This window comes from Agromyces sp. Y782, assembly GCF_059445405.1.
The window spans coordinates 2530902-2555085 of the sequence record NZ_JCAIUG010000001.1 but is presented as its reverse complement, the minus strand read 5'-3'; the positions used below and the strand labels follow the sequence as shown (position 1 = coordinate 2555085).

At 70.0% G+C, this 24184-nt stretch carries 16 protein-coding genes; 7 read left to right on the top strand and 9 right to left on the bottom strand.

Features of this window, described 5'->3' with window-relative positions:
* Window positions 1-75: 75 nt before the first annotated feature.
* From AC1C2S_RS11580 to AC1C2S_RS11565, 4 genes are read right to left on the bottom strand one after another with little or no spacing between them, the layout of a single operon-like run.
* On the bottom strand, window positions 76-810 hold the full coding sequence (locus AC1C2S_RS11580; protein ID WP_495352674.1) for a glucose 1-dehydrogenase: 735 nt from the start codon (window positions 808-810) through the stop codon (window positions 76-78).
* A 47-nt stretch (window positions 811-857) separates the two neighbouring features.
* A complete protein-coding gene (locus AC1C2S_RS11575) occupies window positions 858-1865 on the bottom strand; it encodes an NADPH:quinone oxidoreductase family protein (RefSeq protein WP_495352673.1) in 1008 nt (335 codons plus the stop codon).
* A complete protein-coding gene (locus AC1C2S_RS11570) occupies window positions 1852-2457 on the bottom strand; it encodes a TetR/AcrR family transcriptional regulator (RefSeq protein WP_495352672.1) in 606 nt (201 codons plus the stop codon). Before AC1C2S_RS11570 ends, AC1C2S_RS11575 begins: the two co-directional genes overlap by 14 nt.
* Window positions 2458-2469: 12 nt before the next feature.
* Entirely contained in the window at window positions 2470-3210 is a 741-nt protein-coding gene (locus AC1C2S_RS11565; protein ID WP_495352671.1) for an SDR family oxidoreductase, read from the bottom strand.
* A 122-nt stretch (window positions 3211-3332) separates the two neighbouring features.
* On the opposite strand from AC1C2S_RS11565, the gene AC1C2S_RS11560 reads away from it, so the two are divergent.
* Entirely contained in the window at window positions 3333-4670 is a 1338-nt protein-coding gene (locus AC1C2S_RS11560) for an MFS transporter (RefSeq protein WP_495352670.1), read from the top strand.
* Window positions 4671-4756: 86 nt separating this feature from the next.
* On the opposite strand, the gene AC1C2S_RS11555 is transcribed toward AC1C2S_RS11560, so the two are convergent.
* Window positions 4757-8812 (bottom strand): S8 family peptidase, encoded by a 4056-nt coding sequence (locus AC1C2S_RS11555; protein ID WP_495352669.1) that lies wholly within the window; start codon window positions 8810-8812, stop codon window positions 4757-4759.
* A 117-nt stretch (window positions 8813-8929) separates the two neighbouring features.
* Here AC1C2S_RS11555 and AC1C2S_RS11550 point away from each other — a divergent pair, with 117 nt between their 5' ends.
* Together AC1C2S_RS11550 and AC1C2S_RS11545 are read left to right on the top strand one after the other, a co-directional pair.
* The gene (locus AC1C2S_RS11550; RefSeq protein ID WP_495352668.1) at window positions 8930-9925 is read left to right on the top strand and encodes a TrmB family transcriptional regulator; all 996 of its coding nucleotides are present in this window, start codon (window positions 8930-8932) and stop codon (window positions 9923-9925) included.
* A 159-nt stretch (window positions 9926-10084) separates the two neighbouring features.
* Entirely contained in the window at window positions 10085-13246 is a 3162-nt protein-coding gene (locus AC1C2S_RS11545) for a M14 family metallopeptidase (protein ID WP_495352667.1), read from the top strand.
* Between the two features lie 54 nt (window positions 13247-13300).
* Here the strand turns inward: AC1C2S_RS11545 and AC1C2S_RS11540 are convergent, their stop codons facing one another.
* On the bottom strand, window positions 13301-13672 hold the full coding sequence (locus AC1C2S_RS11540) for a VOC family protein (RefSeq protein ID WP_495352666.1): 372 nt from the start codon (window positions 13670-13672) through the stop codon (window positions 13301-13303).
* Between the two features lie 79 nt (window positions 13673-13751).
* On the opposite strand from AC1C2S_RS11540, the gene AC1C2S_RS11535 reads away from it, so the two are divergent.
* Complete coding sequence (locus AC1C2S_RS11535) at window positions 13752-14576, top strand: MOSC domain-containing protein (protein ID WP_495352665.1); 825 nt, start codon at window positions 13752-13754, stop codon at window positions 14574-14576.
* A 62-nt stretch (window positions 14577-14638) separates the two neighbouring features.
* On the opposite strand, the gene AC1C2S_RS11530 is transcribed toward AC1C2S_RS11535, so the two are convergent.
* Window positions 14639-18421: a rhamnogalacturonan lyase family protein gene (locus AC1C2S_RS11530; protein WP_495352664.1), complete on the bottom strand. Its 3783-nt coding sequence runs from the start codon at window positions 18419-18421 to the stop codon at window positions 14639-14641.
* A 289-nt stretch (window positions 18422-18710) separates the two neighbouring features.
* Here AC1C2S_RS11530 and AC1C2S_RS11525 point away from each other — a divergent pair, with 289 nt between their 5' ends.
* Both AC1C2S_RS11525 and AC1C2S_RS11520 read left to right on the top strand, forming a co-directional pair.
* The gene (locus tag AC1C2S_RS11525; RefSeq protein ID WP_495352663.1) at window positions 18711-19550 is read left to right on the top strand and encodes a helix-turn-helix domain-containing protein; all 840 of its coding nucleotides are present in this window, start codon (window positions 18711-18713) and stop codon (window positions 19548-19550) included.
* 63 nt (window positions 19551-19613) lie between these two features.
* Window positions 19614-20270 (top strand): dihydrofolate reductase family protein, encoded by a 657-nt coding sequence (locus tag AC1C2S_RS11520; protein WP_495352662.1) that lies wholly within the window; start codon window positions 19614-19616, stop codon window positions 20268-20270.
* Here AC1C2S_RS11520 and AC1C2S_RS11515 read toward each other — a convergent pair.
* Together AC1C2S_RS11515 and AC1C2S_RS11510 are read right to left on the bottom strand one after the other, a co-directional pair.
* On the bottom strand, window positions 20177-20851 hold the full coding sequence (locus tag AC1C2S_RS11515; RefSeq protein WP_495352661.1) for a DUF222 domain-containing protein: 675 nt from the start codon (window positions 20849-20851) through the stop codon (window positions 20177-20179). The genes AC1C2S_RS11520 and AC1C2S_RS11515 overlap by 94 nt on opposite strands.
* A 144-nt stretch (window positions 20852-20995) precedes the next feature.
* Entirely contained in the window at window positions 20996-21412 is a 417-nt protein-coding gene (locus AC1C2S_RS11510) for a RidA family protein (RefSeq protein ID WP_495352660.1), read from the bottom strand.
* Between the two features lie 167 nt (window positions 21413-21579).
* Between AC1C2S_RS11510 and AC1C2S_RS11505 the strand changes: the two genes are divergently transcribed.
* On the top strand, window positions 21580-24102 hold the full coding sequence (locus AC1C2S_RS11505) for a beta-galactosidase (protein WP_495352659.1): 2523 nt from the start codon (window positions 21580-21582) through the stop codon (window positions 24100-24102).
* Window positions 24103-24184 lie beyond the last annotated feature (82 nt).

The window sequence follows — 24184 nt, the reverse complement described above, 5'->3', positions numbered from 1 at the left end:
AGGCACCGCGGGACAGCGCGCGACCCGCACCTCGGCGCGACAGCGCGCGACCCGCACCTCGGCGGAGCGCGGGCGTCAGCGGTGCGCGATGGCGACGGTCATGCCGCCGTCGACGACGAACTCGGCGCCGGTCGTGTACGCCGCGGCGTCGCTCGCGAGGAAGACGATCGTGCCCGCGACATCCGTCGGCAGGGCCGGCCGGCCGAGCGGGATCGAGAGCGCCTCGGCGTCGATGCGCGAGGTCATCTCGGTGAGGATGAGCCCCGGATGCACCGAGTTCACCCGGATGCCCGACGGTCCGAGCTCGACGGCGAGCGACTTCGTGAGCCCGCGCACCGCGAACTTCGACGCCGTGTAGCCGTGCAGGCCGGGGCTGCCTCGCAGGCCCTCGACCGAGGAGATGTTGATGATCGACCCGCGTCCGGCCGCTTTCATCGCCGGCACGACGGCCCTGCAGCCGAGAAAGGTCCCCGTGAGGTTCACGGCGATCACGGCGTCCCACTTGGCGCGGGTGAAGTGCTCGATGGGGGCCGCGTTCGCGATGCCGGCGTTGTTCACGAGCACGTCGATCGCGCCGAACGCAGCGATGGTGTCGTCGACGACGCGGGTCCATGCGTGCTCGTCGGTCACGTCGAGCGGCTCGAAGCGCGCCCGCTCGCCGAGTTCGCGTGCGAGCGACTCGCCCTCATCCACGAGCAGGTCGGCGATGACGACGTGCGCACCCGCGGCGTGCAGCGCGCGCACGTAGGCATCACCGAGGCCCCTGGCCCCGCCGGTGACGATCGCGACTCGTCCGTCGAGCTCGCGCATGAGTGCTCCTTCCGCGCCGGCTCGCGGCGCACGTCGAGGTTTCGTGCTCAGTCGGCGACGCGCACGACGAGTCGCCCGGTCGTCGCCCCACCGGCGAGCTCCTGCACGGCGGCCGGTGCCCGCTCGAACGGCACCGGCGAAGCGACGACGGGTGAGATCGCACCCGACGCCGCGAGGCGGGTGAGTTCGGCATGCGCCTCGTCGACGAGGTCGGGCCGGCGCTGCTGGTAGAGCGCCCAGTGCAGTCCGAGCACGCCGTAGTTCTTCACGAGGGCGTGGTTCGCCCGCACCGCGGGAACCGTGCCGCCCGCGAACCCGACGACCACGAGCCGCCCTTCGAAGGCGATGCACTTCGTCGAGAGCTCGAAGCCCTCACCGCCGACCGGGTCGAAGACGACGTCGATTCCGGCGCCGCCGGTCACTTCGCGAACGGATGCCACGAGGTCGTCGTCACCGCGAACGAGCACGACCTCGGCGCCTGCAGCACGGGCCACCTCGGCCTTCGCCGTACTGCCGACGACCCCGATCACGCGAGCACCTGCTGCGACGCCGAGCTGCACGGCGGCCGTGCCGACCCCGCCTGCCGCGGCATGCACGAGGAGCCATTCGCCGGCCTGCAGCTGCGCGCGGCGATGCAGCCCGAACCACGCGGTCTGGTACGCGATGATGAGCGCGGCGGCCTGCACGTCGTCGAGCGCGTCGGGCGCCGGATGTACCGCGAGCGCCGGAAGCACGGCGTACTCCGAGAGCACTCCGATCTGCGAGCCCACGACGCGGTCGCCGACGTCGAAGCCGCGCGTGCCGACGACATCCGCCCCGAGCTCGACGACGTCGCCGCTGAGCTCGATGCCCGGGATGAACGGTAACTCGGGCCGCACCTGGTACTCGCCGCGGGCGAGCAGCACGTCGGGGAAGTTCACGGCGACCGCACGCACCCGCACGAGCACCTCCCCCGGGCCGGGCGACGGCACGTCGACGTCGTGCAGTTCGAGCACCTCGGCCGGTTCGCCGTGCCGGGTCACGCGCCACGCGCGCATGCGCTCAGGCCGGGGCATCCGTCAACCCAACATCCGTCGCCTCGATGCTTCGCAGGAAGAGCTCGGTGAGCTGTTCGGCCACGACCGTCTTGCCCTCTGCGCCCTCGGGCGAGTACCAGTGCGAGAGGTAGTGCACGTCGCTGAAGAAATGCGCGATGAGCACCGGCCGCGGGATGTCGGTGCGGTACAGCCCCTCGGCCTGCCCGCGCTCGATGAGCGCCGCGAACTCGTCGTGGTAGGCGCGGCGACGCCTGGTGACCTCCTGCTGCCGCGGCGCCGTGAGCATGTGCATGCTGCGGAAGAACACCGTGCCCTCGGGCAGGAAGTCGATCGACGTCTCGATGACGTCGACGCACACCGCCCTGAGCACCTCGGCGACGGGCCCGCCGCGCTCGATGATCTCGTCGAGGTGCGCCTTCTGCAGCGTGAGCAGGCGCTCGTAGATCGCGAAGAGCAGGTCGTCTTTCGACTCGAAGTAGTGGTACATCGCGCCCTTGGTGACGCCCGCGGCCTCGACGATCTGCTGCACACTCGTGTTGGCGTACCCCTGGGCGGCGAAGAGCTCGACGGCGGCTCTGGTGACCTCGTCGGCGACGTTGGTGTCTCTCATGGGTTCAATCCTTCACCCGACGGGGCGGATGCTGCCGCCACCGTCGATCGGGAGTGTCTGGCCGGTGATCCACGCGGCGTCGTCGGAGAGCAGGAAGGCGACCGGGCCGGCGACGTCGTCGGGTTCGCCGAGGCGGCGGAGCGGGTACTCGGCCGCAACCTCGGCCTCGCGCCCTTCGTAGAGCGCGCGGGCGAATGCGGTCTTGATGACGGCGGGGGCGACGGCGTTGACGCGGATGCCGGGTGCGAGCTCGTAGGCGAGCTGCGTCGTGAGGTTCACGAGGGCGGCCTTGGAGACGCCGTAGAAGGCGATGCCGGGGCTCGCGGCGAGGGCCGAGATCGACGCGAGGTTCACGATCGAACGATCGAGCCCGGCGGTGACGGCGTCGCGGGTCCACTCGAGGGCGGCGACGACGTTGACCTCGAGGATCTTGCGCACGACGGATGCCTCGATCTCGAGCGCCGGGCCATAGGCCGGGTTGATGCCCGCGTTGTTCACGAGGTGATCGAGCCGCCCGTGCCGCTCGGCGAGGTGGGCGAAGACCGCGGCCCGGTGCTCGGCGTCGTCGGCCTTGCCGGCGACGGCGCTCGCCCGGTCAGCGCCGAGTTCGGCGACGGCGGCATCGAGTGACTCCTGCTTGCGACCGGTGATGACGACGGATGCCCCTTCCGCCACGAGTCGCTTCGCCACCGCGAACCCGATGCCGCGGCTCGCGCCGGTGATCAGGGCGACCCTGCCCTCGAATCTCTGCACCGCGTGCGCTCCTTCGCGTTCCGTACCGTCTGGTCGGTATGCAGGATACCGTAGCACGCGCGCCGCCGGGTCGACCGTCGGTCAAGTGGGCGCACCGGCCCGCTCCGCGAGAGGATGGGAGCGTGACGATCATCCCGCAGCCCGTGCGCCCCTGGCGCCTGTGGCTCGTCTGGGGTGTCGGCGTCGCCGCCTACGTGCTCTCGATCACGAACCGCACCTCGCTGTCGGCGGTGGGCGTCGACGCGGCGGTCCGATTCGACGCGGATGCCTCGGTGCTCTCCCTCTTCGCCGTCGTGCAGCTCTTCGTCTACGGTGCGATGCAGATCCCGGTCGGGCTGCTGCTCGACCGCTTCGGCGCCCGACCGATCATCACCATCGGCATGTTCGTGATGGCTATCGGTCAACTCGTGATGGCCTTCGCACCCGACGTCGGCACGGCGATCTTCGCCCGCATGCTGCTGGGCGCCGGCGACGCGGCGATCTTCCCGAGCGTGCTGCGCGTCGTCGCCGTATGGTTTCCCGAACGGCAGGCGCCGTTCCTCGTGCAGCTCACGGGCATCGTCGGCCAGGGCGGCCAGCTGCTCGCGATCCTGCCGATCGCAGCCCTGCTGCACGCGACGAGCTGGACCGTCGCGTTCGGCAGCCTCGCCGGACTCGGCGTGCTCTTCACCGTGCTGACCTTCGCCGTCATCCGCAACCGACCACCGGGCCGCGACTCCGACGTGAGCGTCGACACCGCGACCGGCGCCATGCACGCGGTGACCTCGTCGGCCGACCTGCGGCAGGGCTTCCGCGAGTCGTGGGCGCACCCGGCGACCCGGCTCGCGTTCTGGTCGCACTTCACGGCGCCGTTCTCGGGCACCGCGTTCATCCTGCTGTGGGGCTTCCCGTTCCTCACGGTCGGCGAGGGCCTCTCTGCGGCGATGGCCTCGCTGATCTTCAGCGTCTACGTCGTCGCCGGCATGGTGGTCGGCCCGGTGATCGGCGCGCTGTCGAGTCGGCATCCGATGCGGAGATCGCGGATGCTCGTGCTGCCGATCATCGCCGTCCAGGTGGCCGCATGGCTCGCCGTCATCCTCTGGCCCGGCTCGGCACCGTTGTGGCTGCTCTTCGTGCTCGCCTTGGCGCTCAGCACGGGCGGCCCCGCCTCGATGATCGGCTTCGATCACGCCCGCACCTACAACCCGCGCCATCGACTCAGCACGGCCACGGGCATCGTGAACGTCGGCGGGTTCCTCGCCGCCCTTCTCGCGATCCTGTTCATCGGCATCGCCATGGACGCGCAGGGCGCCGGCACTCCCGACACCTACAGTCTCGAGGCGTTCCGTCTCGCCTTCCTCACGCAGCTGCCGCTGTGGGCGATCGGCGCGGGCTTCATCGTCTTCGAGCGCAAGCGCACCCGCGTGCACCTCGGCCTCGACGAGCCGCGCACGCGCCGTCGCGACCGCCACGACGACTGAGGCCCGAGCAACTGAGGCCCGAGCGACCCCGGGTGGGGAAGTCGCTCGGGCCTCAGCACGATCACCGGGTCATCCGGCGTCCGTCATCAGTGGCGGCCACCGACCGGCCAGCCGGGCCAGTCGTACCCGCCACCGCCGTGGCCGCCGCCACCGTGTCCGCCGCCACCGCCGTGTCCGCCACCGCCGTGTCCGCCGCCGCCGTGTCCGCCACCACCGCCGTGTCCGTCGCCCTTCTTCGCGGCCGTCGCCTCGAATGCCCGCACGATCTCCTGGCTGAAGGTCGCGTCCGCGGCATCCGACGCCGTCACTCGCAGGTCGACCCACGCGCCCGCGTTCGGCACGTCGATCTCGGCGGCGTAGGCCGTGACGACGTCACGCCCCTCGGGGAAGATCGAGAGGAACTCCTCCGACGGCTCGTCGACCGTGGTGTCGGCCGAGGTGACGTCGAGTTCGACCGGCTGCCAGTCACCGCCCTCGACTCGTGCCTCGAGCGTCGCGTCGGTGATCGCTGCGATGCCGGATGCCCCGGCGAGGTGCCCGAGCTCGAGGTCGAGCTTGACCGGTGCACCCGCCTTGCGGCCGGCGCCGGCCTTGCCCGAAGCGTCAATGTCGATGTCGTAGTAGGCCTGCAGCATCGGCAGCAGCTGGGTGGTGTAGTCGCCCGCCGTTCCGGCGGACCGGAAGGTCCACTCGGTCGTGGTCGACGTCGACGAGGCGAGGTACGTGCCGTCGTGCGTCGCGGTGTTCACCACGCGCCACTCGGACTCACCATCGGGCAGCCCCCAGACGTTGACCCCCTGGTACGGCCCTGAGCCCGCAAGCTCGCCGTCGACGTACACCTCGGTGAATTGCGCACGGTCGACGGCGCCCGAGAACACGTCGAACGTGCCGGTGCGCTCAGCGCTCGCCCCGTCGGCCCACGACGGCAGGTTCACCTGCACGTTGTCGCCCGAGCGGTGCGGCGCCCAGTAGCCGGGCCCGACGTACGGCCGCACGATCGAACCGAAGTAGCTCGTCTCGAGCTTCTGGCCGGGCTCGTAAGCGCGCTTGATGTCGCGCACCTGCCATCCGGCGTCGACGACCGTGGCGTCCTGATACCACTCGACCTGGTCGGTGTTCACCCATTCGGTGCGCTCGAGGCCGCGTGTCGTGCGCATCGGGTAGCCCGATCCGTACTCCACGCCGGGCACGAAGTCCCACCGGAACTCCGCGACCGGGCCGGGTTCGCCGCGGTAGGTCGTGTCGATGCGAGTCAGCCCGCGCGGGCGGTAATCGAGGTCTTCGGGCACTTTGCCGTCGCTGTAGCGGGCGATGTCCCAGATCTCGTCGGCGTCCACGATGCCTTCACCCGTGACGGTGACCTTCTTCTGCGCGATCGCTTCGAGCACCCGGCGACCCTGCACGCCGCTGATCGCGGCGACGGGGATGGCGGTGTCGCTGACGTAGTCCTCGGAGCCGACCCATTCGCTGAGCTCGCCGTCACCGTCGTTGACGGTCAGCAGCAGCGCAGCGCCCGCTGCGACCGCGTTCGCCGATCGCGCCGGGGCCGAGACGGTGTCGGAGCGGGTCACGACCGCGACCTTGCCGGCCACGTCGACCGCGGCGAACTCCTCGGCACTGCCGAGTCCCACGTCGACGGCACCGGCGCGGATCTTGCCGTCGAGCAGTGTCGATCCGACCTGCGGGATGAGGTCGAGCGACTCCTTGCCGGCCTTCAGCGAGAGGGTCGGCTCCTGCAGCCGCCACCGGGTCGTGAAGTCGAAGCTCTCCGCCTCGGTCGCCTCCAGCGGCTGGGCGTACAGCTCGTCGACCCACACGGGTGCCAACACGCTGCCGGTGAAGCCGTCGACCTGGTAGTCCATGCGACGCACGGTGGCCTCGAGCCCGTCTTCGCCGACATCGACGGTCACGGGCTTCGTGGCCCGGGCGTCGAACGCGACCGTCGCTGCGCCATCGAGCACGACGTCGGGGTCTCCGACGAGCGCGATGGTCTGGGTGTCGGCCTCACGGGCGACGTCCATGAACGACATCACCGAGTAGAGACCGGCCGGCAGTCGCAGCGTGGTCTCGCCCGCGACGCCGAAGGAGGTGTACCAGCCGGTCTCGGCGTTCCAGATCCATCCGTAGGTCTCGAGCGGTTCGCCGTCGAAGTCGGTCGCCGTGACGGTGAGGTCGTAGCGTTCGGCTTCGGCGATGATGCCGAGCGCCGTACGCGTGACCGCGTCGCCGTCGACGGCCGCCGTCAGCACGCCCGAGAGCTGCGCTCCCGCGGGCACCTTCGCAGGGTCGGCCGTGAGCGTGACCGCCTTGGTCTCGCCCGCGGCGAGCGTGAGCGAGGTGGCATCCATGGTCAGCACATCGGATGCCTCGGCGGCAGCGCCGGCCGCGCGTCCGGGTTCGAGACCGCCGCCCGCAATCGGCGTGGTGTCGGTGAGCGTGGCGGTCAGTTCGATCGTCACCTCGGCGTCGCCGCGGTTCGCGTACTCGATCGTGCGAGCCACGGGGGCCGCGTCTTCGCCCCACGACAGCATGCCGAAGTCACCGGAACCGGAAGCCACGATGTCGGCCTCGATCGCGGCGGCCACATCGACCACGCCGGAACCGACCTGGTAGGGCGTGAGCCCGACATCCGTCGCCGTGCTGACGAGCGCGGCCCGCAGTTGCGCGGCGGTGTACTCGGGATGCTGCTGCTTCACGATCGCCGCAGCGCCCGCGACGTGCGGGGTCGCCATCGAGGTGCCGCTCATGCCGATGTAGGAGCCTTCGCCGGGGCTGTCGGCCGAGCGGGCGGCGGTCACGTCGTTGCCGGGGCCGGCGAGGTCGGGCTTCAGCGCGCCGGAGCGCACGAGCGGGCCCTGGCTCGAGAACCACGACAGGGCGCCGGTCGGGTCGTCGACCGAGCCGATCGTGAGTGCGCTTGCGGCGGAGCCGGGCGAGCCGATCGTCTCGGGCGCCGTGGAGTTGCCCGCGGCGACGATGAAGAGCGCGCCGGTCTCGGCCGAGATCTCGTTGAGCGCTTGGGACATGAGGTCGGTGCCGTCGTCGCCGTAGCGGGTGCCGAGGCTCATCGAGACGATGTCGGCGCGTTCGCCGGCCCACTCCATGGCGGAGATGATCCACGAGTCCTGGCCCTCACCGGCGGCGCCGCTCAGCACCTTGCCGATGAGGAGGTCGGCGCCGTCGGCGACGCCGCGGTGGGTGCCGCCGCTCGCGGCGCCGGTGCCGGCGATCGTCGAGGCGACGTGCGTGCCGTGGCCGTTGACGTCGTCGGAGACCGCTTCGCCGGGCACGAAGCTCGTCGAGTCGGCGAGCACCCGGCCGGCGAGGTCGGGGTGGGTGTCGTCGTAGCCGGTGTCGAGCACCGCGACCGTCACGCCGTCGCCGGTGTAGCCGGCCGCCCACGCCTCGGGCGCTCCGATGTAGGGCACGCTCGAGTCGAGCGTCGCCTGCACCTTGCCGTCGAGGTGGATCGCCTCGATGCCGCCGCCGAGGCTGACGGCGCCGTCGGCCCCGTCTGCTCCTTCAGCGCTGAAGCTGCGGGCATCGGATGCCGCGGCATCCGTCAGTGCTGCCCAGGTCGATTCGGCGCTCGCGTGATCCGCCGTCGCCGCGGCGCCGCCGATGCTCGCAAGGGGCGTGCCGATCTCGACACCGGGTGTGGGGGCGGCGAAGCTGCGTGCTGCCGACCCGTCGTCGAGTTCGAGGATCACGGGGGTCGCGTCGACCGAGGCGTCGTCGTAGCCGTACTCGATGAGCCGGGTGACGTTGAAGAGGTCGCGGTCGACGACGCCGGCCGTGATGAACGGCATCGCACCGCTCGGGAGCACGTGCAGTTCGCCGTCGACGTCGAGGGTCTGGAACCCCTCGCCGGGGTCGACGGGGTCGATCTCGACCGCGTGGGTGCCGCCGGCGAGGTCGGTCACGGTGACCCGGTCGCCGGTGATGAGGGTGACGGTGTGCGAGCCGCCGGCGGGAGCGGGTGCCGCGGCCGAGACGGCCGGTGGCGGGGTGCCGCCACCGGCCGGATCGGCACTGGCCGGGAGCACGGCTGCGCCGACTCCGGCGACGCCGATCGCGAGGCCGCTGATGGCGGCGGCGATCGATCGGCGCCGTGGTGCGGATGGTCTGATGCTTCGTGGCATTAGGGATACCTCTCACGCGTACGAACTGGCTTGCCAAGCAACCTCTCACGGCCTGTTGGCTAGGGTGGTGGCGGAGAGATGCCATGGCTGTGATCCGCCACCTCAACGGCGACCGACGTGACCGTGGCCGGCGAGAAATGGAAGGCACTCGTGCTCGAGGCGATCGGACTGGACGACGAGCACACCTCGTTGTATCGGCTCATCCTGCAGTCGCCGTCGGCGAGCGTCGACGAGCTCGCGGCATCCGCTGGGAAGTCGCCCGCCGACGTGCGCGCGATCGTGGCCGAACTCGAGCGTCTCGGGTTGCTCGCCCGGCAGGCATCCGCTCCCGACCGGGTCGTCGCCTCGCCGCCGTCGCTGGCCCTGCGCCCGATGCTCCTCGACCGCGAACGCCGGCTCACCCAGGCGCACGAGGCGCTCGTGGAGTTGAGCGAGATCTACCGCAGTGGGGCCGCGCAGCGCACGGCGCCCGATGTGGTCGATGTCGTGCTGGGGGCGGATGCCGTGCGCCAGCGTTTCGCGCAGCTGCAGGCTTCGGCGACGCAGCAGGTGCGCGTGTTCATGTTGAGCGACGTGGCCTTCCTCGACGCCGAGGAGAACACGGCCGAGGATGACGCACTCCACCGCGGCGTGACCTACCGAGTGATCGTCGAGAAGGCGGTGCTCGAATGGCCCGGCTTCATCGACGCGGCCCGCGAGTCGGCGCCCTTCGGCGAGGAGATCCGGGTGCTGCCGACGCTGCCCACCCGGCTCATCATCTCCGACGACGACATGGCGCTGCTCCCGATGCGATCGCACGGCGAAGACCGGTCGTCGGGCGCGCTGCTGGTGCATCCGAGCGGCCTGCTCGACCTCGTCATCGCGATTTTCGAGGAGTACTGGTCGACGTCGACCGAGTTCGTCTCGGCCGGCGAGCTGCCGGGCGCGCACGATGCGGTCGACCGCGACCTGCTGAAACTTCTGCTGCTGGGCCTCACGGATGCCGCGGCGGGCGCCCAGCTCGGCATCTCGGTGCGCACCGTGCAGCGGCGTGTGGCCGAGCTCATGGAGACGGCGGGTGTCACGACCCGGCTCCAGTTGGGTGCCGAGGCCGTGCGCCGGGCGTGGGTGTGATGCGGCATCGGTGCGATCCATGCGTGTGATCTGCCGAAACTGTTGACGGCCCCTGAAGAGGGGACGAAGATGAGCAACGTTCATGTCACGACCGATCGTCGGGTTCGAACGTTCGAGAACCACCCGGTATGACGTCATCGCGTTACGAGGGGGTACGCCATGTTCCGCACCAGCCCAGCCCGCCAGCTCGCCGCCGCTACTGCAGCAGCACTCGTCATCACCGCACTCAGCGCCACGCCGAGTGTCGCGATACCCGCACCACCACCCGGCGGAGGTGACCAGCTCGCCGTCTACACGGGCACCGTCGATGCCGAGGGACTCGCCGCGATCGTGGACCTCGGAGTGGACCGGCACGAGATCGTCGCGTCACCGAGCGCCGAGGCATCCGGCCAGGTCGACGTCGAGGTGATCATCTCGGGCGAGCAGGCCGCGCAGCTCGAAGCGAGCGGCGCTGACCTCCAGGAGAAGGCGCCGAGCGCGCAGCGGCGCTCGCTGCAGGCCGAAGAGGGCGTGTTCCGCCCCTACAGCGGCGAGGGCGGACTGCTCGGGGAGCTCATGTCCCAGGCCGCGGCGCATCCGAAGATCGCCGAAGTGCAGGTGGTCGGACAGACGACCAACGGGCAGGACATCGCTGCCGTGCGCGTCACGAAGAACGTCGACCGGGCGAAAGACGGCAAGCGCCCCACGACGGTCTACGTCGGCGCGCAGCACGCCCGCGAGTGGATCACGCCCGAGATGGTGCGTCGACTGCTCGACCTGGTGCTCACGTCGTACGGTACCGACCCGCGCATCACCGACCTCGTGGACTCGACCGAACTGTGGTTCGTGCCGGTCGCGAACCCCGACGGCTACGACTTCACGTTCCAAGCGGGCAACCGGCTCTGGCGCAAGAACCTGCGCGACAACAACGGCGACGGCGTGATCACCACCGGCGACGGCGTCGACCTGAACCGCAACTCCGCGACGCGCTGGGGCTACGACAACGAAGGTTCGTCGCCGAACCCGGCGAGCGAGACGTACCGCGGTCCCTCCGCGGCATCCGAACCTGAGACGCAAGCGCTCGACGAGCTCTTCGACCGCATCACGCCGGAGTTCTTCGTGAATTACCACTCGGCCGCCGAACTGCTGCTGCACGGCATCGGCTGGCAGGTGGCGACGCCGTCGCCCGACGACGTGATCTACGAGGCGATGGTCGGCGATGACGCCAACCCGGCGATTCCGGGGTACGACCCCGACATCTCCGCCGAGTTGTACACCACGAACGGCGACATCGACTCGCACATGCAAGAGGCGTACGGCACGCTCGGGTTCACCCCCGAGATGTCGACGTGCGAGGCGGCATCCGACTCGGTCGACGATGACGAATGGCTCGCAGAGGACTGCCAGAGCGGATTCAACTTCCCCGACGACGAGGCGCTGATCCAGGCCGAGTTCGAGAAGAACATCCCGTTCGCTCTCGCGACTGCCGAGTCGGCGCTCGACCCGAACGACCCCGTGTCGTCCGTGGGCCTCGACGCTCCCGACTTCAAGGTCGACAGCTTCACGGTCTCGTACGGCGACCCGCAGCCGGTCGCGGTCGTGGCCAAGCGCGACCTGCTCGCGAAGTTCATGAACTACCGCATCAACGACGGGCGCACGAGGATCGCACCCGTCAAGGAGTGGCAGGGCGGTGAACGCTACGGCGACGAGAACGACGACTACTACGCCGAGTATCGGGGCACGGTGCGCGGGGCCGATGCGGGCGACACCGTGGAGGTCTGGTTCTCGGCACGGCCCTCGCTCCGCGACATCCTGAAGAACCGGAACTTCAAGAAGGTCGAGAGTGAGCACTTCACCTATGAGGTCGCACAGGACACCGGAAACAACGTGCTCGTCATCGCGAACGAGGACTACACGGGCGTGAACCCGACGTATCCGGCCGGCACGACCGCGCCGAAGTACGTCGACGAGCACGTCGCGGCCCTCGAGGCGAACGGCGTGACTCCGGATGTCTGGGACGTCGACGCGCAGGGAATTCCGCACGACCTCGGAGTGCTCTCGCACTACGACTCGGCGCTGTGGTATCTCGGCGACAACCGGCTGACGCAGGATCCGGAGGACTTCCTGACCGACACCTTCCAATTCGGTCCGCTCGAAGACCTCTCGGTCGCTGAGCGCCAGCAGTACCTCACCATGTCGATCCGCGACTGGCTCAATGAGGGCGGCAAACTCGCGCTCGCCGGCGAGACCGCGGGGTACTACGGGCAGCTCGGCTCCTCGCTCGGCGGCATCTACTACGGGCTCGACGGAGCGCCGGACGAGGACTGCGCGGTGACGGAGGACTTCTTCTCCGACTGCCTGTTGCTCGCCGACGACTTCACGCAGTACTGGATGGGCGCGTATGCACGCACCGCGGTGGGTGTCGACGGCACCGTGGGCACCGCTCCCCCGCTCGACGGCTTCGAAGCGGCGTTCGGCGGCCCGGCGACGGTCGACAACCCCGTCGACGAGGCGGGAGCGTTCGTGAACACGAGCGATGTGCTCCCGGTCGACGAGTTCCCGCAGTTCGAGAGCACGGGGGTCGCCGACTACGCCGATCCGTTCGGCGCGATCGAGGGCGAGTGGGCGGCAGCGGCCGGTCACGTCGACAACGGCTACCAACGTCTCGGGCAGAACGTGGACCTGACGGGGCTGACAGCCACGGATGCGCCGACGTTCACGGCGCAGATCGCGTTCGACGTCGAACTGGGCTATGACAATGTTCTCGTCGAGGTGCGCCCGGCCGGCACCGACGCGTGGACCACGCTGCCCGAGGTCGGCGGCGCGACATCCACCGACCCGCCCACCGAATGCGAGGGGGGCTTCTACGCCGGAGTGCATCCGCAGCTCCTGCACTACCTCACGCTCGGCAACCCGTGCACCGCAACCGGCAGTACGGGCTCGTGGAACGCGATGACCGGCTCTTCAGGCGGGTGGATCCCCGTGTCGTTCGACCTGTCCGCTTACGCGAACCAGCAGATCGAACTCGTGGTGAGCTACGTCACCGACCCCGGCTCGGGCGGACTCGGCGTCATCCTCGATGACACCAGGATCGTCACGGCGTCGGGCGAGCTCACGGCCGAGGGCTTCGAGGAGAGCCTCGGTGCCTGGCAGGTGCTCGGGCCTCCCGCCGGCAGCCCGGCGAACTTCAGTGATTGGGAGCGGGCGCAGGGCCTCGCGGTGCTCGTAGCGTCGGTCGCGACACCCGACACGCTCATCTTCGGCTTCGGGCTCGAGCAGCTCGCGACCGACGAGGAGCGGGCGGACGTGGTCGGGCGCATCCTCGCGCACTTCAACGGGTAGCAGTGAAAAAGCGGATGCCGCAAGCGGGTGCTGCCCGCTTGCGGCATCCGTGCGCTACGCGGCCCAGACGCCGAGCTCGTTGCCGCTCGGGTCGGTGAAGTGGAAGCGGCGACCGCCGGGGAACTCGTAGGGGCCGTTGACGACCTCGCCGCCGGCAGCCGTGACTGCGACGACCGTGGCGTCGAGGTCGTCGCTGTAGAGCAGCACGAGCGGCCCGCCGCGCACGACCTCGTCGGCCAGGGCGAGCCCGCCGGCCTCGTCGCCGTCTGCTTCGGCGGCGGTGCGGATGCCCGCGTAGTCGTCGCCGTACGAGGTGAACTGCCACCCGAACGCGGCGCCGTAGAAGGCCTGCGCGGCGGCCATGTCGGTGACCGAGATCTCGACGTAGTCGATGCTCAATGGGATGCGGTGCTCATGCGTTGCCATGCCGATACGCTCCCATCACCCACCGACAGCGGCCTGCACGCGGCAGTCACCACGACCGCGCATTCGTTAGTGTTCTCGAATGCAGGTGACACGCCTTCGGATCCACCCGGTGAAGTCCTTCGCCGGACTCGACGTCGACTCGGCTGTGGTGCTGCCGTGGGGTCTCGCGGGCGACCGCCGGTGGGGTGTCGTCGACGCGTCCGGCGCGCCCGTGACCGCGCGCGAGCACAACGAGATGCTCGCGTTCACAGCCGAGCCGCTCGCCGACGGCGGGTTGCTCCTCGGCGATCGCGGGCGAAGCGCCAGCGCCAGCGCCGACGCCTCACTGCTGGTTCGCCCGCCGACCGACACCCCGCCCATCCCCGTCGGTCATACGCGGCAGGGCACCGCGCTCCCCGCCGGCGCCGAGGCCGACGCCTGGCTGAGCGCTCGGCTCGGCATCGAGGCGCGACTCGTCTGGCAGCCCGGTCCCCGTGAACGCACGGTCAACCCGGCGAACGGCGGGCTGCCGGGCGATCGGATGTCGCTCGCCGACGCCGGCCCGTTGCTGCTCACGAGCGAGGCATCCCTCGCCCAGCTCAACGCGTGGACCGACGAGTCGACGCCGTTGCTCGACATGCTGCGGTTCCGGCCGAATGTCGTGATCGACGGCGATGGCGACGAGCCGTTCGCCGAAGACGGTTGGCCGTTCATCGACCTCGGCAGCGTGCGATTCCGCATCACGAAAGTGTGCGACCGCTGCGTGATGACGACGATCGACCCCGAGACCCTCGCCCGCGGCAAGGAGCCGATCCGCACGCTCGCGAAGCATCGGCGGTGGGAGGGCAAGACGTGGTTCGGCGTGCTCCTCGCGCCGCAGTCGCCGGGTTCGATCGCGGTCGGCGACGCGGTGCGACCCGCCTAGAGAGCGGCGCCACGGTGCGACGACCGAGGGCGCAGGCGAGCACGCCTGCGCCCTCGGATTCGCTACCTGACCGTCACCTTCACCGCCTTCGACGCCGTCTCGCCGTTCGCATTCGCGAACACCGCGACGAGGGTGTGCTCGCCGGGTGCGACCCCGGTCAACGATGCCGACGCCACCTGAGCCGACGGCGTAGCCGCGACGAGCGGGCCAGAGCCCACGACGACTCCGTCGAGCTCGAAGCGGTACGAGGTCGCGTTCGTGCCCCACCACAGGTTCGCCGTGGCGGTGAAGTCGGCGTTCCGATCCCAGTTGTCGTGGCTGACGACGAGCGTGCCCGGCGCGGCATCCGTCACCGTGACCGTCGTCGACGTGGTCGCCGTTGCACCCTTCGCGTTGATGAGCTCAGCGGTGTAGACGTACGTGCCGTCGGGCTTGCCCTCGAAGGTGACGCCCGTCGTCTGCGACATTCCGGCCGTGTCGCCGAGCACTCGAGTCGCAACGAGCTCGCCGTTCTCGTAGAGCCGGAAGATGCTGCCCGGTGTGCCCCACCACAGGTTCATGACCACGTCGAAGTTGCCGTCGCGCAGCCCGTTCTGCCAGCCGCTCGTGTTCGAGAGCGTGCCACGACCCGGGGCGGATGCCGCGGAGTCGGCCGGCACCACGAGGATCGTGCTCGACGCCTCGGCCACGAGTCCGGCGTGGTTCGTCGCCCGGACGGTGACGACCCGCTCTCCGGCGAGACCGGCCAGGTCGACGGATGCATCCGCCTCGACCTGCTCGCCGTCGAACGTCACCTCGAGCGAGCGGATGCCGCTCTCGGGGTCGTCGGCGGTGATGGCGAGCTGCATCGGGGCGTCGGCCACGATCGTGCCCTGCGGCAGGCCGGCGATGACCGGCGCGCTCGCGTCGTCAGTGGGCGCGTTCACGTACGCGATGCTCGCGACCGGCGGCTCCGCCATGCCCTCGCCGATGAAGAAGCTCGGGTTCGGCGGCTGGTTGTAGGCGGAGTTCTGCGAGGCGATGCCGGCCCGGTACTGCGAGTCGTGCATCAGCGTCGGGATGCGTGCGTCAGTGACATCCGTCGTCGTGTAGATGCGGATGCCGCTGCCGTCCTGCAGGCGCACCGCGAGCTCTTCGCGCCAGTCGCCGAACAGGTCGGCCTGGATGACCGGGTTCCCCTTCGTCGTGTTGTTCGTGTACGTGCCGTCGGCGCGCAGCAGTTCGACCGATTCCTGCGCGACCGGGTCCCACTTCGAGATCGTCGGCACGCCGGTCGTCGTGGCTTCGTCGTACACATGGTCGGTGATCTCGCGAGTGAGGTCGCCGTCCCACCAGGTGACGAAGTTCGCCGCAGGGATGTCGGTCGAGAGCACCTCGCCCGCGGCCGACTTCAGGGTGCCGACGGGCGAGTTCCACGCGGCGTCGCCGCCGATGTTCCAGGCTTCGGCGCCGGGGTGGGCCGGGTCGATGTCTGCCGCGGTGGCGCGCCCCGTGTCTTTCGTGGCCTTGGTCGACCAGAGCACGGTGCCGGTCTCGGCGTCGCGCATGGTCGCGCCGAGTCCGCCGTTGCCGCTGACGTCTTCGTGCGCCGCGAAGACCTCGAGGCCGGCGCGGTCGGTGACGAAGTCGCCGACGTGCAGGGCGTCGCCGTGGAAGAGGCGCGTGTTGTAGAGCGGCGTGCCGTCGTCGTCGATGGTCATCGAGCCGAAGACGATCTCGTCGAGTCCGTCGCGGTCGACGTCGGCCGTCACGAACTGGTGGTTGCCCTGGCCCTCGAACTGCGAGCCGGCGTCGTTCGAGTCGAACTTCCATCGCTCGACGAGCTGTCCGTCGATGAGGTCCCACGCGGCGATCACGGTGCGCGTGTAGTAGCCGCGGCTCGTGACGAGTGACGGGTGCTCGCCGTCGAGGTAGGCGACGCCCGCGAGGAACCGGTCGACCCGGTTGCCGTACGCGTCGCCCCACGCGCTCACGTTGCCGCGGCCCGGGTCGTAGTCGACGGTGTCGATCGCGGCTCCGGTCGGTCCGTCGAAGACGGTCAGGTATTCGGGCCCGCTCAGGATGTAGCCGCCCGAGTTGCGGTAATCGGCACTGGCGTCGCCGATGACCGTGCCGACGCCGTCGACCGTGCCGTCCGCCGTCTTGAACGCGACCTCGGCCCGGCCGTCACCGTCGAAGTCGAAGACCTCGAGCTGCGTGTAGTGCGCGCCCGCGCGGATGTTCACGCCGAGGTCGATGCGCCAGAGGCGCGTGCCGTCGAACTTCACCGCCTCGGCGTAGACCTTGCCGGTGTAGCCGGACTGCGAGTTGTCCTTCGAGATCGACGGGCTCCAGAGGAACACGAGTTCGTACTCGCCGTCGCCGTCGAGGTCGCCGACCGTGCCGTCGCCGGGAGCGTAGGTGTAGGGCTTGCCGTCGGCAGTGACGTCGTCGGCCGGCTTCTCGAGCGGGATGTCGAGGAACTGGTCGCTCCACACGCCGAACTCGTCGGTCACCGACACCTCGCGGTCGCCGATCGTCGCGGTCACGAGGTAGCTCGACTCGGTCGTGCCGTCGGGGTCGACGAAGTTCGTGGTGTCGGTGATCGGTTCGTCGGTGATGCGCGCGCCGTCGCGGTAGACGTTGAAGCCGAGGTCGCGCGCATCGAGCCCCAGCAGTCGCCAGCCGAGGTAGACGCCATCGCCGGTCTGCACCGCGACGGGTGCCCGGTCGAGGTACTCGGCCTGACGCACGAGCGTCGTCGCGACCTCGGTGGCGAACGTGTCGGACGTGGCGGAGATGCCGCCCGCGTTCAGCGCGACGAGCTCGTAGAGGTAGGGCCGCGTGGTGAGCACGTCGGTGTCGGTGAAGGCCGGCGCGTCGACGGTGGCGACGAGCTCGAAGGGAATGTCGGCGCGAGTCGAGCGGTAGACCTTCCACAGCACGGCGTCGCCCGGATCGCTCCACGCGAGGGCCAGGTCGTTGCGGTTGACCGCGGTGGTCGCGATGCCCGTCGGCGTCGCGGGCTTCTCGACTTCGGCATCGGTGACGGATGCCTCGATGCCCTCGCTCGGCCGCGAGGTGCGCTCGCCCTTCACGGTCGCGACGGCGTACTCGTAGCTCTCGCCGAGAGCGACGTCGGTGTCGGTGAACGTCGTGGTGGTCTCGTCGGCGAGCCGTGCGATCTCGACGAGCTCGCCACCGGGCGCGGCGCGGTAGACGGCGTAGCCGGTGGCATCCGTCGCCTGCTGCCACGCGAGGGTGACCGAGAGGTCGCCTTCTGCATCGATGTCGGATGCCGCGAGGCCGGCCGGTGCCGCGAGCGGGGTCTGCACGCGGATGCCGTTGATGCGGCCGTCGCCGGCCGTGACGCGCACGCTCAGCTGTCCGTCGGCGACGGTGATCGCCGGGAAGTACTGCTCGTGCACCTGCCCGATGGAGGTGCGCGGCCCCGCGAACGCGGTGCCTTCGACGTCGAAGCTCGTGGAGTTGCCGGCGATGAGGTCGCCGGCCCACGTGGTGACCTCGTAGCTGCCGTTCGGCACGTCGACGGCGAACGCCTGCGTGTTGCCGATCGTGAAGTCGCGCGCCATGAGGTCGTCGCCGCCGCGGTCGCGGAATCCGTTGGCGGCGGGCGCGGTCGTGAAACCGTAGCCCGGCTCGCCGCTGTAGCTCGTGGCGGGGTTCACGCCCAGCCAGCCGGCCGCGACCGGGGTTGCGGGCCCGCCGAAGTCGAAGCTCAGGTCGATCTCGGGCTCGGCAGCGACTGCCGGCGATGCGGTGAACGCGGCGCCGGCGACGAGCGCCGCGCCGGCGAGGGCGGCGACGAACGGTCGCGCGCCGCGGGGTCGGGCGTGTGGGCCCACGGGATCTCCTTTGATCGGTTCCTTGGTGCGTCCGGCGGCGGCAATGCTCGCCGGATAAGTCGGGAAAGCGATTTCCCGTGAAACGTGTCAATCTTCACTCGCCCGCCGGTCGGCGTCAAGTGCCGAAGTGGGATGCCGCGGCGATCGCTCGCCCATCGGAGTCGCCTGAGCACTCGAGATATCCGACCGCCGACGGCGATCTGCGATGGGCGCCCGAGTCAGACGTCAGGAAACCAGCTCTTCACAATGCGGGGTGTACTCGGGGCGGGGCGTCAGCGATACTGTGGGCGTGGAGTACGTCTCCAGAATGCCGCGACCGCCGCTCGACGGGCTGATCGACGACCTCTACTACCTGGAGGGTACGCCGCCGTACTCCCGACTGATGCTGCCGGCGGCGCCGGCGCCGTTGCTCATCATCAACCTCGGAATGCCGTTCCTCATCCGCGCCGGCACCGCTGTCGAGGTGGCGGAATACGTCGATGGCTGCGTGGTCACCACTCCCACGCGCGCGTGGGAGTTCAGCTACCCGCCCCGCACCCGGTCCGTCGGCGTGCACTTCAAGCCGTGGGGGCTGGCGCCGTTCCTGCCGATGCCCGCAAGCGAACTGTGCGACCGGCCGGCGACGGTCGCGCAGATTTGGGGCCCGGCGGCGATTGCCGAGCTGCGAGACCGGCTGACGAGGGCTGACGGACCGCACAAGATGCTCACGCTGTTCGAAGATGAGCTGACGCGACGGCTGCGCGAGATCGACGGCCTGGACCTCGTACGCCAAACGAGCAGCGCCATCGCGGCGACCGGCGGAGCGGTGCCGCTCGGCGACCTCGGCGTGGCAGGTCGCGCAAGCAGCACCTATGTGGCGAGGCGGTTCAAGGCGGTTGTCGGTGTCACGCCGAAGCGGCTGGCTCGCAGCTACCGCTTCACCTCCACCGTGTTGGCGATCGACGTCGCCGCACCCATCGACTGGGCCGACGTTGCCGCCCGCGCGGGCTACTTCGACCAGGCCCACTTCGTCCACGAGTTCCGGGAGTTCACCGGGCTCACGCCGACCCGATATGTCGAGCGCCGGCGCCGATTCCTGCGCGAACATCCCGACCACGAGCTGGACGGCTGGCCACTGCCAGCCGATTGATTTCTTACAAGAGCGACCACTCACTACGCGCAAGACTTGGGACTCCGAACAGAGGAGGAACCCATGGGAGAAGTGATCATGAATGCGTCGGTCTCGGTGGATGGTTTCATTGCGGCTGAGAACGACGATCCGGGTCCGCTGTTCGAGTGGTTGGTCAGCGGTGATGTGCCGTTGGACGACAGCGGCGTCCTGAACGTGTCGCAGGCGTCCTACGACCACATCCGGCCCTACTGGGACCAGGTCGGGGTGACCATCGCCGGCCGCCACGTCTTCGACATGACTGACGGCTGGGACGGGAAACCTCCGGGCGGGGTCGACCACGTGGTCGTCGTGACGCACCGACCGAAGCCCGAGGGATGGGACCCCGAGGCGCCGTTTCACTTCGTCGACGGCGTCGAGGCGGCCGTGGCCAAGGCGCAGGAGCTTGCGGGTGACCGCCTGGTCGAGGTCGCCGCCGGCGACGTCGGTGGCCAGGTGCTTGCCGCGGGCCTGGTCGACGAGGTGCGCATGGACGTCGTACCCGTCGTGTTCGGGTCCGGCAAGCGCTACTTCGGGTCGGTCAAGGCGCAGCACCTGTTGGAGGATCCTGACGTGGTGATTCAGGGCAACCGAGTGCTTCACCTGCGCTATCGGGTGCGCCGCAGCCCGTCGCGCGCACGCCCGAGCCGCAGCCCTCGGCGTCGCATCGCTCGCTCATCATCGGGCTCGCAGCCGTCTTGATCGAGGAACGTCGACCATGCCTGGGCCTGCACGCGAAGCTCATCGGCCGTGCAGCGAACGGGTGCCCGATCGCCCTGGCCTGTCGCTTCGGTGACGAGTGCATGTTCGGCAGCCTCGAATGCGACCGGATCGGCGACGCCGCGAGCGCGCTCGAGTTCACGCACCATCACGCACGCCGCATCGACCCCGAGCTCGCCGGCCGCGAGCGCAGCGGAGACCAGTGGGAACTGCGGCTCGAGCGCCTCGCCCGTGAACGCGACACGGGCCCGTGTGGCCGCGCCGAGGCTGGTGCGCCGCCGCGCCTCGACACCCGACACCTGGGTGACCCGCTCGATGAGCTCTGAAGCGGAGCGGCACCCCTTGCGCCACGACAGCCGCTCGCTGCCGAGCTCTGCGCGCGACCGCTCACCGAGCTCACCCGCATACACCGAGCGTCGTGCATCGACGAGCCGGCCGAGACGCTCGAGCGCGCCCATCGTCGCCAGCAGCTCGTCGTCGGAGCACCGCGCTGCGTCATCGGATCGGAACACATCGACGACCGCCGAGCAGAGCTGCTCGAGCGCGTCGCGGGTTTCGTCCATGAGTCAATTCTCGCGCGACCCCCTGACATTCGGATGTCGCGAAAATACCTGATCAACCTGTGGAAAACGTGCTGCCGCACCAGCCTGTGGAGGACGAGTCGGCGTCACGGAACGAAACTCAGGTCCAGGTCGAACCGGGGGCGCTCATGCCGACACGCCCTCGGTGCGGGATCCCTCGCCCTTCCTGCTCTCGCGGTGCGCGACGCACGTCATCTCGAGGCTGATGCCGAACGGCAGCCTCGAGACCTGCAACGCGGTGCGCACCGGTTGGGCACGATCGGCCAGGTACGCGGCGTAGGCCTCGTTCATCGCCGGCCACTCGTCCATGTCAGTGAGGTAGCAGGTGATCTGCGCGAGGTCGCCGAGTTCGAAGCCCTCGGCCTCGAGCAGTGCCTCGATGTTCTCGAAGGTGCGTCGGGTCTGCGAACGGATGTCGTCGAGTACCGGTTCCCCCGTGCTCACATCGATCGAGCCCTGACCCGACAGGTAGAGCACGTCGCCGACGCGCCGGGTCGTCGCATACGGGCCCTTGGGCTGCGGCACGAGGTTGGCGGTGGTCATGAAACTCCTTCGTCTGGGCGATGCGCCGATGCCGGGTCCGCCAGGGTAGACAGGGTCGCCAGGTTCAGCGCACGCAGTGGCACCTTCGACAGAAGGCTGGATTTTATTCAACACCATGCCGAAGCAGTGGTCAGACATACTGTTCGCAGACTCGCCACACCGTTCGCATGAAGGAGCACTCCGTCGTGACATCCGTTCTGCCGCCTGCGCCATCGCGAGCCGACGCACCCGACACCCCCGACGCGCGCGACGCCGCCGTGCTCACCGTGGCGCACGAGCCCTGGGGCGAGTCGCTCACGCGACCGGCGATGGCCAACGAGCTCGACCGGCACGAGCGGGTCGCGCTCACGAACCGCTACGTCGAGCTCGACGGTCGGCCCGCGATTCCCGTGTCGGGTGAGTTGCACTACAGTCGCGTGCCGCGCAGAGAATGGAACGAGCGCCTGCGCCTCATGCGCTCTGGCGGCATCACGGTCGTGGCGACCTACGTGATCTGGAACCACCACGAGCCCGAACGCGGGCACGCGAGCTTCGACGACGGCCTCGACGTCGCGGCGTTCGTGCGATGCGCCGCCGAGGCGGGGCTCGACGTCGTGCTGCGCATCGGGCCATGGTGCCACGGCGAGGTGCGCAACGGCGGGTTCCCGGATTGGGTTCAGCAGGCGCCGGTTGCGCACCGCAGCGACGACCCCGGCTACCTCGCGCTCGTCGAGCCCTGGTTCGCCGCGCTCGGCGTCGAGCTCGCGCCGCTCTGCGGGCCGGCGAACCGGGTCATCGCGATCCAGCTCGACAACGAGCTCTACGACCAGCCCGGCCACCTCGCCACGCTCAAGTCGATGGCGCGCCGCCACGGCCTCGTCGCGCCCATCTACACGGCGACCGCGTGGGGCGGCGCGGAGCTGCCAGAGGGCGAAGTGCTGCCCCTCTACGGCGGCTACGGCGACGGCTTCTGGGTCGACGCCGACCACGAGTGGGACACGACCTTTCGCGAGCACTTCTTCTTCTCGCACACGTGGGACGACCCGGGCATCGGCGCCGACTTGCGCGACCACCCCGGCATCGGCCGGCGTCCGGAGACGCCCCGACTGCCATCGGCGTCGTTCCCGGCCGCCACGTGCGAGCTCGGCGGGGGCATGGCCACGGCGTACCACCGCCGACCCATACTGAGCGGGGCGGATGTCGCCGCGGTAGCGCACAACAAGATCGGCAACGGCTCGGGCTGGCAGGGCTACTACATGTATGCGGGCGGCACGAACCCGCGCCCCGGCCTCGCGGAGTCGCAGGATACGGGCTACCCGAATGACCTGCCCGAGTTCGACTACGACTTCCATGCGCCGATCGGCGCGGCGGGCCGCCTCGCACCGAGCCACGCCGAGCTGCGTCGCCAGCACGCCTTCCTCACGGCGTTCGGCGCGGAACTCGCGCCTATGCCCTCGACGCTGCCCGCGCACCACCCGACGAACGTCGACGACGCCGACACCCTGCGGTGGGCGTTGCGCAGCGACGGGGCATCCGGATGGCTCTTCATCACCTGGCAGCAGCCGCACGTGCCGCTCGGCACCGTGCGCGACGTGCGGTTCGCGGTGACCCTCGACGCCGGCACGACCGTGCTGCCGCACGCGCCCATCGACGTGCCGGCCGGCACCATCGCGCATTGGCCGCTGCACCTCGAGCTCGGGGGCGTGCAACTCGACTGGGCGACGGCGTCGGCGCTGACGGTGCTCGGTGGCGGTGCTGGTGCTGGTGCTGGTGCTGGTGCTGGTGCTGGTGCTGGTGCTCCCACCCTCGTGCTCGTCGCCGAAGCCGGGATTCCCGTCGAGCTCGCGACCTCGGCGACGGTGACCGCTGCCGACACCTCCGCTCTCACCTCGCCTGCACCCGGTGTCGTGGTCGTCGACGCTGCGCAACCGCAACGCGTCGAACTCGCGCAGGGCGACACGCGGCTCGCGGTGCTCGTCGTTCCTTCGTCGCTCGCCGACCGGGTGTGGGTGCTCGACGCGAGCGGTCGCCGACGGCTCGTGCTGAGCGCCGATGCCGTGTTCGAAGACGTCGACGGGCGGCTCGCGGTTCGCGCGGCCGCCGCGCCGGTCGTGCAGGAGTACGACGCCGCAGCCGGCCGGTTCGAGCCGGTCGCGTTCGATCTCGAGCTCGACGGCGAGCGGGGGCGCGAGTCGACGATCGCGGTACGCATGCCGACGCCCGGCGAGACGCCGCCGTCGAGTTACGGCGAGCGCGCAGGCCGTGCCTCGTCGCCGACTCGCGACGAGGTCGCGCGGCACGCCACCTCGTGGACGCTCGAGCTCCCCGAAGCACGTCACGGCCGCCGCCTGCTCGAGGTCGAATGGGCAGGTGACGTCGCCCGTCTCGAGGTCGACGGGGTCGTAGTCGCCGACCGCTTCTGGGACGGCACCCCGTGGGTCATCGGCCTCGACGAGCTCGGCATCACGCCGGCCACGCAGCTCGTGCTGCGCATCGTGCCGCTGCACCCCGGGGCATCCGTGCATTTGCCCGAGCATGCTGCGGCGCGCCGTCGCTCGGTCGACGGTCCGCTGCTCGCGCTCGACGCCGTCACCCTCGTCGAGGCGCCACTGTGGCGGGAGACCTCGCCCGTCGACTCCCCACCCGGATCTCGATACGGCGCTGGCGCGCCTACTCGATCAACGAACATCCCCACCCCGCCGGTCGAGTAGCGACGCAGGAGCGTATCGAGACCCCCATCACCACTGAACACCGCACCCGCAACACCCGGATCTCGATACGGCGCTGAAGAAG